Source organism: Cupriavidus sp. 22TCCZM04-2 (assembly GCF_057798895.1).
This window is the reverse complement of the sequence record NZ_JBYOJS010000009.1, coordinates 59,315-71,178: the sequence shown is the minus strand read 5'-3', so window position 1 is coordinate 71,178 and position 11,864 is coordinate 59,315. Positions and strand designations below refer to the sequence as shown.

Below are 11,864 nucleotides of genomic sequence, written 5' to 3'. Positions count from 1 at the left end.
CGGCAAGCAGGGCGGTCGTGTTGCCGACACCATCGCCCGGGACGCTTTGACAGGCGCAGTCCCACGAAGCATCGGAGCGCAATCCTGGATGGAATCAAAGAGGGGATCAAGATTGATCAGACATAAGCGCATCTCGCTGGGCTTGCTAGCGAGTGCCATTATTGCAGCCTGGAGCCCGGCAGGCTGGGCCGCCGATCCGTTTGTCGTGAAGGACATCCGCGTTGAGGGTCTGCAACGCGTGGAACCCGGTACGGTCTTTGGCTACCTTCCCGTCCGCGTCGGTGAGACGTTCACCGACGACAAGGGCGCCGACGCCATCCGCGCCCTGTATAACACGGGCTTCTTCAAGGACGTGCAGATCCGCGCCGAAGACGGCGTGCTGGTCGTGCAGGTGGAAGAGCGCCCGGCTATTTCGCAGCTCGAATTCGTCGGCATCAAGGAATTCGACAAGGACACGCTGCGCCGCTCGCTGCGCGCCGTGGGTGTCGCCGAAGCGCGTTACTACGACAAGGCCCTGATCGACAAGGCCGAGCAGGAACTGAAGCGCCAGTACGTGGCCCGCGGCTATTACGCGGCCGACGTGCAGACCACGATTACGCCGGTGGACCGCAACCGCGTGTCGGTCGTGTTCAACGTGGAAGAAGGCCCGGTCGCCAAGATCAAGCAGATCAATATCGTCGGCAACAAGGCCTTCAAGGAAGGCACGCTGCGTGACGAGATGCAGCTGTCCACGCCGAACTGGCTGTCCTGGTACACCAAGAACGACCTCTACTCCAAGCAGAAGCTCACGGCTGACCTGGAAGCACTGCGTTCGTACTACCTGAACCGCGGTTACCTGGAGTTCGCCATCGAGTCGACCCAGGTGTCGATCACGCCGGACAAGAAAGACATCTACCTGACGCTGAACATCAAGGAAGGCGAGCAGTACAAGGTGTCCGATATCCGCCTGGCCGGCGAACTGCTCGGCAAGCAGGAGGAAATGGAAAAGCTGCTGCAGCTGAAGAAGGGCGATATTTTCTCTTCCGAAAAGCTGACGGCCAGCACCAAGTCCATTACGGACCTGCTCGGCACCTATGGCTACGCGTTCACGACGATCAACCCGCAGCCGCAGATCGATCAGGAAAAGCGTGAAGTCGCGCTGACGCTGATGGTCGATCCGGGCCGCCGCGTGTACGTGCGCCGCGTGAATGTGGTCGGCAACAGCAAGACCCGCGACGAAGTGGTGCGCCGTGAAATGCGCCAGATGGAAAGCTCGTGGTTCGACAGCGAGAAGCTCCAGCAGTCGCAGGCGCGTATCAACCGCACCGGCTACTTCACCGACACGAACATCACCACCGAGGACGTGGCGGGCGCGCCTGACCAAGTCGATGTGAACGTCAATGTGACTGAAAAGCCGACCGGCCAGATCAGCCTGGGCGTGGGCTTCTCGTCCACGGACAAGCTGGTGCTGCAGGCCGGCCTGCGGCAGGACAACGTGTTCGGCTCCGGTACCAGCCTGGGCCTGGACGTGAACACCGCCAAGTCGTTCCGTACCATTGCGCTGACGCAGTACGACCCGTACTTCACGGTGGATGGCATCAGCCGCTCGACCGATATCTACTACCGTACGTCGCGTCCGCTGTACTACACCGGCGACCAGGACTACAAGATCGAAACGGCGGGTGGCGGCTTCAAGTTCGGCGTGCCGTTCTCGGAAGTCGATACCGTGTTCTTCGGCATCGGCTACGAATGGACCCGTATCTCGGTCTCGCCGAATACGCCGGCCCAATATGTCAAGTTCCTGCACGACATCGGCAAGCTTCCGGCCGGCCAGACCGTGGGTACCGCGTCGCCGATCAACAACTTCCCGTTCACGATCGGCTGGGCGCGTGACCGCCGTGACTCGGCGCTGGTGCCGACCAAGGGCCCTTACACCCAGGCCAATCTGGAAGTCGGGATTCCGGGCGGCGACGTGCAGTACTACCGTGCCAGCGTGCAGCAGCAGTATTTCTATCCGCTTTCGAAGGCCTTTACGCTCGCGCTTAACGGTGAAGTTGCTTATGGCCACGGCTATGGCAACACCCCGTTCCCGGTGTACAAGTACTTCTACGCCGGTGGTATCGGCTCGGTGCGTGGCTACCAGACCAGCACGCTGGGCCCGAAGGACCAGAACGGCAACCCGGTGGGTGGTGCGTCCAAGATGATCGGTAACGTGGAATTCATCTTCCCGCTGCCGGGTTCGGGCGTGGACCGCACGCTGCGCCTTTTCACCTTCTTCGACTTCGGTAACGTGTACCAGGAAGGCGCGCCACTGTCGTTCAGCGAACTGAAGTACTCGACCGGTTTCGGCATGTCGTGGCTGTCGCCGATCGGCCCGCTGAAGATCAGCATGGGCTTCCCGCTGAAGAAGGACGAGACCGACAAGGTTCAACGCTTCCAGTTCCAGATCGGCACTGCGTTCTGATTCTGTAAAAGGATCTGTTTCATGAATACAAAATCCAAATTGGTCAAGACCCTGAGCGCCGCCGCGGTGGCTGCTGCGGCGCTGTGCGCCGCAGCGCCGGCGATGGCCCAGGAAGCCCGCATTGCTGCCGTGAATTCCGAGCGCATCCTGCGCGATTCGCAGCCGGCCAAGGCCGCGCAAGTCAAGCTGGAGCAGGAGTTCTCCAAGCGCGACCGCGAGCTGCAGGACATGGCCCAGAAGATCAAGGGCATGGCTGACAAGCTGGACAAGGACACGGCCGTGCTGGCCGACTCCGATCGTCAGCGCCGCCAGCGTGAAGTCGCGGACCTGGACCGCGAGTTCCAGCGCAAGCAGCGCGAATTCCGCGAGGACCTGAACCAGCGCCGCAATGAGGAACTGGCACAGGTGCTCGAGCGCGCCAACCGCGTGATCCGTTCGCTTGCCGAGCAGCGCAAGTACGACCTGATCGTGCAGGAAGCCGTGTACGTGAACCCGCGCATCGACATCACCGACGATGTGATGAAGGCGCTGAACGCCGGCGGCAAGTAAGCCACTGGCCGTTTTTTTCAGGAAGTACCGCCATGCAGACACCCACACTGGGGCAGCTCGCCACCGAGAACGGCGCGCAGGTTGTGGGTGATCCCGACCTCGCGATCATTGGCCTGGCTCCGCTGGACCAGGCCGGTCCCGGCGAGCTCTCGTTTCTCTCCAATCCGCTCTACCTGTCGCAGGCGCTGGCTTCCAACGCCAGTGCCGTGATCGTGTCGGCGCCGGATCTGGAGCGCATCCGTGCGCAAGGGGCGGCCGACGGCCGCAACTGGCTGGTGGCGCGCAATCCGTACGCCTGCTTCGCCTGGATTGCGCAGCGCTTCGACCGGGCCAACCGCGACACGCGCACGGGCATCGACCCGCGCGCCAGCGTTGCCCCGGGGGTTGCCGTTCCGGCTTCGTGCTTCATCGGGCCGAACGTGGTGATTGAATCGGGCGCGCGCATCGGCGAGCGCGTGCGTATCCTGGCCAACTGCTTCGTCGGCGCCAATGCGGAGATCGGCGACGATTCGCTGATCTACGCCAATGTGTCCGTCTACCACGATTGCGTGGTGGGCGCGCGCGCGATCCTGCACAGCGGGGTCGTGATCGGTGCCGACGGTTTCGGCTTTGCGCCGGACATTGGTCCCACCGGCGTCGAGTACGTGAAGATTCCGCAGACGGGCCGGGCAATACTCGGCAACGATATCGAAGTTGGCGCGAATACCGCCATCGACCGTGGCGCGATGGCCGATACCGTGATCGAAGACGGCTGCAAGATCGACAACCAGGTCCAGATCGCGCACAACGTGCGGGTTGGCGCCCATACGGTGATTGCGGGCTGCGCGGCGGTGTCGGGCAGCACGCGCATCGGACGGTTCTGCGTGATCGGCGGTGCCGCGAATTTCTCGGGACACCTGACCATCGCCGAACGCACCACGGTGTCGGGCGGGACCTCGATCACCAAATCCATTACCAAGCCCGGCGGCCATTTCACCAGCGTGTTTCCGTTCCTGCCGCATGGCGAATGGGAGCGCAACGCCGCGATCGTGCGCGGCCTGACCAAGCTGCGCGAACGCGTCATGCAGCTGGAGCGCCGCCTGCGCGGCCAGTCCGCCGGGACCCAAACCTCACAAGACTAAGACAAGAGAAAGATCATGACCGCCGCCGAAATCGACATTCGCAAGATCCTCAAGCTGCTGCCCCATCGCTACCCGATGCTGCTGGTGGACCGCGTGCTCGAGTTCGAACCGCAGAAGCGTATCAAGACGCTGAAGAACGTCACCATCAACGAGCCGTTTTTCCAGGGACATTTCCCCGGCCAGCCGGTCATGCCGGGCGTGATGATCCTGGAAGCGCTGGCCCAATCGGCCGGCCTGCTGACCTTCGGCGCCGACATGGAGCGCAAGGAAGGCGCGCTGTACTACTTCGTCGGCATCGACGGCGCGCGCTTCAAGCAGGTCGTCTACCCGGGCGACCAGCTGCATATGAATGTGACCGTGGAGCGCTATATCCGCGGCATCTGGAAGTTCAAGGCATTTGCCACGGTGGACGAAAAGGTAGCGTGCGAGGCGGAGCTGATGTGCACCGTCAAGCAGGCTGACGCCTGAGTCCACATGCCCGCGGCAGCGCCGCGGGCACGGCGGCTACCTGCCGCCACGCCTGGGCCGGGGCGGCCCAGCCACGCCCCCAGACACCAGACCAACAGGACAGGACGTATGACGCAAATCCATCCCACCGCACTGGTCGACCCGAAAGCAGAACTTGCGGCCGACGTGACCGTTGGCCCGTTTTCCATTGTCGGGCCGAATGTGCGGATCGGCAGCGGCACCCAGATCGGCGCGCACTCGACGGTCGAAGGCCATACCACGATCGGCGAAGGCAACAAGATTGGCCCGTACGCTTCGGTGGGCGGTGTGCCGCAGGACATGAAGTATCGCAACGAGCCGACCCGGCTCGATATCGGCGATCGCAACACCATCCGCGAATTCACCACGATCCACACCGGCACGGTGCAGGATCGCGGCGTGACCACGATCGGCAGCGACAACTGGATCATGGCCTACGTGCACATCGCGCATGACTGCTCGGTGGGCAACCACACGGTGTTCTCCAGCAACGCACAGATCGCCGGCCACGTGGAAGTGGGCGACTGGGCAATCCTCGGCGGCATGAGCGGCGTGCACCAGTTCGTGCGCATCGGCGCCCATGCCATGCTGGGCGGTGCTTCCGCCCTGGTGCAGGACGTGCCGCCGTTCGTGATCGCGGCCAGCGACAAGAGCGGCAACAAGGCCACGCCGCACGGCGTCAACGTGGAAGGCCTGCGCCGCCGCGGCTTTGATGCTGGGCAGATCGCCGCGCTGCGCCAGGCTTACAAGCTGCTCTACAAGTCGGATCTCAGCTTCGACGACGCCCGCAATGAAATTGGCGCCCTGCTGGCGCAAGCCGATGCGAGCACCGCAGAGCCCCTGCGCGCGTTCCTGGACTTCATTGCCGCTACCCAGCGCGGCATCGTACGCTGAGACTGGCCGGACATGGTCGACGTCGCGATTCGGGGCAGCTCGCCTGACGGTACTGCAAGCAACGCAAGCCAGCGCGGCACCATTGCCATGGTGGCCGGCGAAGCCTCCGGCGACCTGCTGGCATCGTTGATGCTGGGCGGACTCAAGGCCCGGCTGGGCGATACGGTCAGCTATGCCGGCATCGGCGGCAAGCGCATGATGGCGGAGGGATTTGTTTCACATTGGCCGATGGAGACACTGTCGGTCAATGGCTACGTCGAGGTCCTGGGTTCGCTGCGCGAGATCCTGGCCACGCGCCGCGCCATCCGTGATTCGCTGCTGGCCAATCCGCCGGTCTGCTTTATTGGCGTCGATGCGCCGGACTTCAATTTCGGGCTCGAGGTGCCGCTGCGGCGCGCGGGGATTCCGGTGGTCCATTTCGTCAGCCCATCGATCTGGGCCTGGCGGGGCGGGCGCATCCGCACCATCGCGCGCGCGGTCGACCACATCCTCTGCCTGTTTCCGTTCGAGCCCGAGATCTATGCCAAGGCCGGCATTCCGGCCACCTATGTAGGCCATCCGCTGGCCGACGTCATTCCGATGGTGCCCGATGTCGCGGGCGCGCGCGCGGCGCTGGGCCTGCCCGCGGGCCATCGCGTGGTGGCGGTGCTGCCGGGCAGCCGGCAGTCCGAGGTACGCAATCTCGGCGCCACGTTCTTTGCCGCCATGGCGCAGATGCAGCGCATGGACCCGAACCTGGCGTTCGTGCTTCCGGCCGCGAGCGCGCCGTTGCGCGCCATCGTGGAGAGCCTGCACCTGCAGTATCCGGAGCTGCGCCTGACGATTGTCGATGGCAATTCGCACCTGGCCATGGAATCCGCGGATGTGGTGCTGCTGGCCAGCGGCACCGCGACGCTGGAAGCGGCGCTGTACAAGAAGCCGATGGTGATCTCGTACAAGGTGCCCTGGCTGACCGCGCAGATCATGAAGCGGCAGGGCTACCTGCCCTACGTCGGCCTGCCGAATATCCTGTCAGGTCGCTTTGTCGTGCCCGAGCTGCTGCAGGACGATGCCACGCCCGAAGCGCTGGCGCGCGAGACGCTGCTGCAGCTCAACGACCAGGGCAATATCGCCTTCCTGTACGAACACTTCACGCGCATGCACGAAACGCTCAAATGCAATACCGCGCAGATTGCCGCTGACGTGGTCGTTGACCTCGTGCGCGCGCGAGGGCTGGCTTGATGGCGCGCCGCGATTCGCCGTCTCCGCAAATGGGACTCGACCTGGCACCGGTCGCGGCGAGCGTCCGGTTCCTGTGCGGTGTCGATGAGGCAGGTCGGGGCCCGCTCGCCGGGCCGGTGTACGCCGCGGCCGTGGTGTTCGATCCGGCCAGGCCGATGCTTCGCGGGCTCGCGGATTCGAAGATTCTCACCGCGAAAAAGCGCGAGGAGCTTTACGACAAGATCTGCGAACGCGCGCTGGGCTGGCATATCGCCTTCGCCACTGTGGAAGAGATCGATACCATCAACATCCTGCATGCATCCATGCTCGCCATGCAGCGTGCAGTGCAGGGACTGGCTGAGAAGGGCATTACGCCGGACCTGGTCCAGGTAGATGGCAACCGCTGCCCGCAGGTACCGTTTCCGGTCGAGGCGATCGTCAAGGGCGATGCCTTGGTCAAGGCTATCTCGGCGGCGTCCATCCTGGCGAAGGTTGCAAGGGACCGGGAGCTGCTGGTCTTGCATGACGCTTATCCGCAGTACGGCTTCGACGCCCACTCGGGCTACCCGACGCCGCAGCATCTGGCGGCCCTTGCGCAATTCGGCGCTTCGCCGCACCATCGGCGGTCGTTCGCACCCGTGCGCGAGGCATTGGCCCGCGGCCCGGCAGCCTTTTGAGCGCAGCGCGCGCATCGAGAATCAACCTGTGAAGCACGTCACTTCGCGCGACAACGCGCTGTTCAAACATCTCAAGGCGCTCGCCACATCGACGCACCAGCGCCGCAAGGCCGGGCAGTCGCTGCTCGATGGCGTGCACCTTGCGCAGGCCTATGTCGGGGCGCTGGGGCAACCGGTAAGCTGCGTGGTGTCGGAGCGCCACTACGATCATGCGGAAGTGGCACCCTTGCTGTCACAGATCGATAGCCAGCGCGTCGTCGTACTGGCCGACGCGCTGTTCGTGCAGGTCAGCGGCGTAGCCAATGGCATCGACCTGATGCTGGTGATCGAAACCCCGCCGGGACATTTGCCGGCGCGGATCGAGGAAGACTGCATTATCCTCGATGGCTTGCAGGATGCCGGCAATGTCGGGTCGATATTGCGTAGCGCGGCCGCGGCGGGTATCCGTCACGCGTTCCTGGGCACCGGCTGCGCGTTCGCGTGGTCAATCAAGACGCTGCGCGCCGGCATGGGCGCCAACTTCCACCTGAACATCGTCGAGCACTGCACCATCGACATGCTGGCGCCGCGGCTGGCCGTGCCACTGCTGGCGACGTCATCGCATGCCGATGCGGCGGTGTTTGATACCGACTTGCGCCAGCCGGTCGCATGGATCGTGGGCAACGAAGGCGCAGGCGTCAGCGCGGCATGGATGGAGCGCGTGGCGCGCACCGTCGGCATTCCGCAGCCCGGCGGCCTGGAATCGCTGAACGTGGGGGCCGCGACCGCGATCTGCCTGTTCGAGGCAGTGCGGCAGCGGCGCACGGCGCCATAGGCGCCGCGACGTTCAGTAGTTGTCGCGATCGACCTTGATTTCCTGCAGGATGGTCGTGGCAATTTCCTCGATCGACTTGTGCGTCGATGATAGCCACTTGATGCCCTCGCGGCGCATCATCGCCTCGGCCTCGTTCACCTCGTAGCGGCAGTTTTCCACGGCGGCGTACTTGCTGCCGGGACGGCGCTCGTTGCGGATTTCCGTGAGACGCTGCGGGTCGATGGAAAGGCCGAAGATCTTGCTCTTGTAGTCGTACAGGGCCTTGGGCAGCTTGCCGCGCTCGAAGTCGTCGGGAATCAGCGGATAGTTCGCCGCCTTCAGGCCGTACTGCATGGCCAGGTAAAGGCTGGTCGGCGTCTTGCCGCTGCGCGAAACGCCGACGAGGATGACGTCGGCCTCCTGCAAGTTCTTGTGTGACTGGCCGTCATCATGGGCGAGCGAGAAATTGATGGCCTCGATGCGGTTCTTGTAGGCCTCGGTATCCGCGTTCTGGTGAAAGCGGCCGATCGCGTGCGTCGACTTGAGCCCGAGTTCCTTTTCCAGCGGTTCGATGAAGGTCTGGAACATGTCCAGGATCATCGCCTTGGCGCGTCGCAGTGCCTTGTTCGCTTCCTGATTGACGAGCGTGGTGAAGACGATCGGCGGAGCACCTTCAGCGTAGAACGCTTCGTTGATTTTCCCGACGGCAATATGTGCCTTTTCCGGAGTATCGACGAACGGCATGCGCACCTTGCGGAAGCGCATCTCGAACTGTGCCAGGATCGAGTGGCTGAACGTTTCGGCAGTAATGCCGGTGCCGTCCGAGACGATGAATACCGTGCGGGTGGCGGGGCGGTCGCTCGCGACGGGTTGGGGAGACTGCGGCGTGGCACCGGCATTCGCCGGCTGGGCGCCGTCCGGCGCGACAGGCTCAGACATGGGCAAGCAGAATAAATAGATTGGATGTTCCGCAGAAAAGTGCGGCGCAGCACGGTAGAATAGCGGCGATCTTTTCGCTAAGCAATTCCGTTGGGCCTTTGCCGGTGCGGCCTTCCCGGCTGGAATTGTTGACAATGTGCGCTGCGAGACGAGAGCCACAAAACACAATTCCCCTGATGTATGCGGGGTTGTTTAGCCAAGCGATCTGTTTATGAACAGAGCTCCGGGAACAGAACAACAAGAACATACCGGACAGTCGCGCCAGATTTCTTACTTTGTTTTGAGGCTTTCATGACTAACCAGGCAAATAACGGCGCCTACGTGCAGCCGTTCGAGCAGTTGCGCATGTCGGATGTGGAAACGGTTGGCGGCAAGAATTCGTCGCTGGGCGAGATGATCTCCCAGCTGGCCGAAGCCGGCGTCCGTGTCCCCGGTGGTTTTGCCACCACCGCGCTGGCGTTTCGCGACTTCCTCGCTCACAACAACCTGACCCAGCGCATTTCCGATCGCCTGAAGACCCTGAACGTCGATGACGTCAAGGCCCTGGCCGAAGCCGGCGCCGAGATCCGCAACTGGGTCGTCGAGGCACCGTTCCAGCCGCGCCTGGAGCAGGAAGTCCGCGAGTTCTACGCCCGTGCCGCCGAGCGCGAAGGTGCCGAGGCATCGTTCGCCGTGCGTTCTTCCGCTACGGCCGAAGACCTGCCGGACGCTTCCTTCGCCGGCCAGCAGGAGTCCTACCTGAACGTCAGCGGCATCGACGACGTGCTGGACAAGATCAAGCACGTGTTTGCGTCGCTGTACAACGACCGTGCCATTTCGTACCGGGTGCACAAGGGCTTTGCGCATGACGTGGTCGCACTGTCGGCAGGCGTGCAGCGCATGGTCCGTTCGGACCTGGCTTCGTCGGGCGTGATGTTCACCATCGACACCGAATCGGGCTTCCCCGACGTGGTCTTCATCACCTCCAGCTATGGCCTGGGCGAAACGGTGGTGCAGGGCGCCGTGAACCCGGACGAGTTCTACGTCTTCAAGCCGACGCTGCAGGCTGGCAAGTACCCGATCATCCGCCGCTCGATCGGCTCCAAGCTGATCAAGATGGAATTCACCAAGCCGGGCGAAGCCGGCCGCGTGAAGACCGTTGACGTTCCCGCCGAACTGCGCAACCGCTACTCGATCACCGACGCCGACGTGTCGGAGCTGGCCAAGTACGCCGTGATCATCGAGAAGCACTATGGCCGCCCGATGGATATCGAGTGGGGCAAGGACGGCAAGGACGGCAAGATCTACATCCTGCAGGCCCGCCCGGAAACCGTGAAGAGCCAGTCGGCCGGCAAGGCCGAGCAGCGCTTCAAGCTGAAGGGCACCGCCCCGATCCTGACCAGCGGCCGCGCCATTGGCCAGAAGATCGGTACCGGCCCGGTGCGCGTCATCAACGACCCGGCCGAGATGGAGCGCGTGCAGCCCGGCGACGTGCTGGTGGCCGACATGACCGACCCGAACTGGGAGCCGGTGATGAAGCGCGCCTCGGCGATCGTCACCAACCGTGGCGGCCGTACCTGCCACGCGGCCATCATCGCCCGTGAACTGGGCGTGCCGGCCGTGGTCGGCTGCGGCGACGCCACCGACGTGCTGAAGGACGGCACGCTGGTCACCGTGTCGTGCGCCGAGGGCGACGAAGGCCGCATCTACGACGGCCTGCTCGAAACCGAAGTCACGGAAGTGCAGCGCGGTGAAATGCCGGAGATCGCCGTCAAGCTGACGATGAACGTGGGCAACCCGCAACTGGCCTTCGACTTCGCGCAGATCCCGAATTCCGGTGTGGGCCTGGCTCGCCTCGAGTTCATCATCAACAACAACATCGGCGTGCACCCGAAGGCCATCCTCGACTACCCGCAAGTCGATGCCGACCTGAAGAAGGCAGTGGAAAGCGTGGCCCGCGGCCATGCCAGCCCGCGCGCGTTCTACGTCGACAAGCTGGCAGAAGGTATCGCGACGATCGGTGCCGCGTTCTATCCCAAGCCGGTCATCGTGCGCCTGTCGGACTTCAAGTCCAACGAGTACAAGAAGCTGATCGGTGGCTCGCGCTACGAGCCGGACGAAGAAAACCCGATGCTGGGCTTCCGTGGTGCGTCGCGCTACATCGCCGAAGACTTCGCCGAAGCCTTCGAGATGGAATGCAAGGCCATGAAGCGCGTGCGCGACGAAATGGGCCTGACCAACGTCGAGATCATGGTGCCGTTCGTCCGTACGCTGGGCCAGGCCGAGAAGGTCATCGGCCTGCTGGCCAAGCATGGCTTGAAGCGTGGCGAGAATGGTCTGCGCGTCATCATGATGTGCGAAGTGCCGTCTAACGCCATCCTGGCCGAGCAGTTCCTGGAGCATTTCGATGGTTTCTCGATCGGTTCGAACGATCTGACCCAGCTGACCCTGGGCCTGGACCGCGACTCCGGCATGGAGCTGCTGGCGAAGGACTTCGACGAACGCGACCCTGCTGTGCGCTTCATGCTTTCGCGTGCGATTCAGGCCTGCCTCAGCCAGAACAAGTATGTCGGCATCTGCGGCCAGGGTCCTTCGGACCACCCGGATTTTGCCGCCTGGTTGGTCAAGGAAGGCATCAAGTCGATCTCGCTGAACCCGGATTCGGTCGTCGACACGTGGCAACAACTGGCGTCCTGATGTATTTGGCGTCACAATAACGACAACTGCCGGCGCTACGATGCGCCGGTTGGCACCGGCCCTGCGGCAGGTGTGAAAAGAACCCC

Annotated in this window: 10 protein-coding genes; 9 read left to right on the top strand and 1 reads right to left on the bottom strand. The window is 63.5% G+C overall.

Annotated features, from left to right (window positions below; all coding sequences use genetic code 11):
• Window positions 1-88 precede the first annotated feature (88 nt).
• The 8 genes from bamA to AC3FKG_RS15180 all read left to right on the top strand — a co-directional run bounded on the left by bamA (window position 89) and on the right by AC3FKG_RS15180 (window position 8,184).
• Window positions 89-2,443, top strand: coding sequence for an outer membrane protein assembly factor BamA (gene bamA / locus AC3FKG_RS15215; RefSeq protein ID WP_483708245.1), 2,355 nt, complete (start codon window positions 89-91; stop codon window positions 2,441-2,443).
• Between the two features lie 21 nt (window positions 2,444-2,464).
• Window positions 2,465-2,992: an OmpH/Skp family outer membrane protein gene (locus AC3FKG_RS15210; protein ID WP_483708244.1), complete on the top strand. Its 528-nt coding sequence runs from the start codon at window positions 2,465-2,467 to the stop codon at window positions 2,990-2,992.
• Window positions 2,993-3,024: 32 nt separating this feature from the next.
• Complete coding sequence (gene lpxD, locus AC3FKG_RS15205; RefSeq protein WP_483708242.1) at window positions 3,025-4,113, top strand: UDP-3-O-(3-hydroxymyristoyl)glucosamine N-acyltransferase; 1,089 nt, start codon at window positions 3,025-3,027, stop codon at window positions 4,111-4,113.
• 15 nt (window positions 4,114-4,128) lie between these two features.
• A complete protein-coding gene (gene fabZ, locus AC3FKG_RS15200) occupies window positions 4,129-4,581 on the top strand; it encodes a 3-hydroxyacyl-ACP dehydratase FabZ (RefSeq protein WP_483708241.1) in 453 nt (150 codons plus the stop codon).
• Between the two features lie 108 nt (window positions 4,582-4,689).
• A complete protein-coding gene (gene lpxA / locus AC3FKG_RS15195) occupies window positions 4,690-5,493 on the top strand; it encodes an acyl-ACP--UDP-N-acetylglucosamine O-acyltransferase (protein WP_483708240.1) in 804 nt (267 codons plus the stop codon).
• Window positions 5,494-5,505: 12 nt separating this feature from the next.
• A complete protein-coding gene (lpxB, locus tag AC3FKG_RS15190) occupies window positions 5,506-6,714 on the top strand; it encodes a lipid-A-disaccharide synthase (RefSeq protein ID WP_488743449.1) in 1,209 nt (402 codons plus the stop codon).
• Window positions 6,714-7,370 carry a ribonuclease HII gene (rnhB, locus tag AC3FKG_RS15185; RefSeq protein ID WP_483708239.1) on the top strand — a complete coding sequence of 219 codons (657 nt, stop codon included), beginning with the start codon at window positions 6,714-6,716 and terminating at the stop codon, window positions 7,368-7,370. Before lpxB ends, rnhB begins: the two co-directional genes overlap by 1 nt.
• Before the next feature lie 28 nt (window positions 7,371-7,398).
• Window positions 7,399-8,184 (top strand): TrmH family RNA methyltransferase, encoded by a 786-nt coding sequence (locus AC3FKG_RS15180; RefSeq protein WP_483708238.1) that lies wholly within the window; start codon window positions 7,399-7,401, stop codon window positions 8,182-8,184.
• Window positions 8,185-8,196: 12 nt separating this feature from the next.
• Here the strand turns inward: AC3FKG_RS15180 and ppsR are convergent, their stop codons facing one another.
• Window positions 8,197-9,102 carry a posphoenolpyruvate synthetase regulatory kinase/phosphorylase PpsR gene (ppsR, locus tag AC3FKG_RS15175; protein ID WP_483708237.1) on the bottom strand — a complete coding sequence of 302 codons (906 nt, stop codon included), beginning with the start codon at window positions 9,100-9,102 and terminating at the stop codon, window positions 8,197-8,199.
• Window positions 9,103-9,393: 291 nt separating this feature from the next.
• Here ppsR and ppsA point away from each other — a divergent pair, with 291 nt between their 5' ends.
• The gene (gene ppsA / locus AC3FKG_RS15170; protein WP_483708235.1) at window positions 9,394-11,778 is read left to right on the top strand and encodes a phosphoenolpyruvate synthase; all 2,385 of its coding nucleotides are present in this window, start codon (window positions 9,394-9,396) and stop codon (window positions 11,776-11,778) included.
• Window positions 11,779-11,864: the final 86 nt, after the last annotated feature.

Coding starts and splice junctions, on each gene's coding strand:
- lpxD (WP_483708242.1), top strand. CDS start 3,025: ATGCAGACACCCACACTGGGGCAGCTCGCCACCGAGAACGGCGCGCAG.
- ppsR (WP_483708237.1), bottom strand. CDS start 9,102: ATGTCTGAGCCTGTCGCGCCGGACGGCGCCCAGCCGGCGAATGCCGGT.
- bamA (WP_483708245.1), top strand. CDS start 89: ATGGAATCAAAGAGGGGATCAAGATTGATCAGACATAAGCGCATCTCG.
- lpxA (WP_483708240.1), top strand. CDS start 4,690: ATGACGCAAATCCATCCCACCGCACTGGTCGACCCGAAAGCAGAACTT.
- ppsA (WP_483708235.1), top strand. CDS start 9,394: ATGACTAACCAGGCAAATAACGGCGCCTACGTGCAGCCGTTCGAGCAG.
- lpxB (WP_488743449.1), top strand. CDS start 5,506: ATGGTCGACGTCGCGATTCGGGGCAGCTCGCCTGACGGTACTGCAAGC.
- AC3FKG_RS15210 (WP_483708244.1), top strand. CDS start 2,465: ATGAATACAAAATCCAAATTGGTCAAGACCCTGAGCGCCGCCGCGGTG.
- fabZ (WP_483708241.1), top strand. CDS start 4,129: ATGACCGCCGCCGAAATCGACATTCGCAAGATCCTCAAGCTGCTGCCC.
- rnhB (WP_483708239.1), top strand. CDS start 6,714: ATGGCGCGCCGCGATTCGCCGTCTCCGCAAATGGGACTCGACCTGGCA.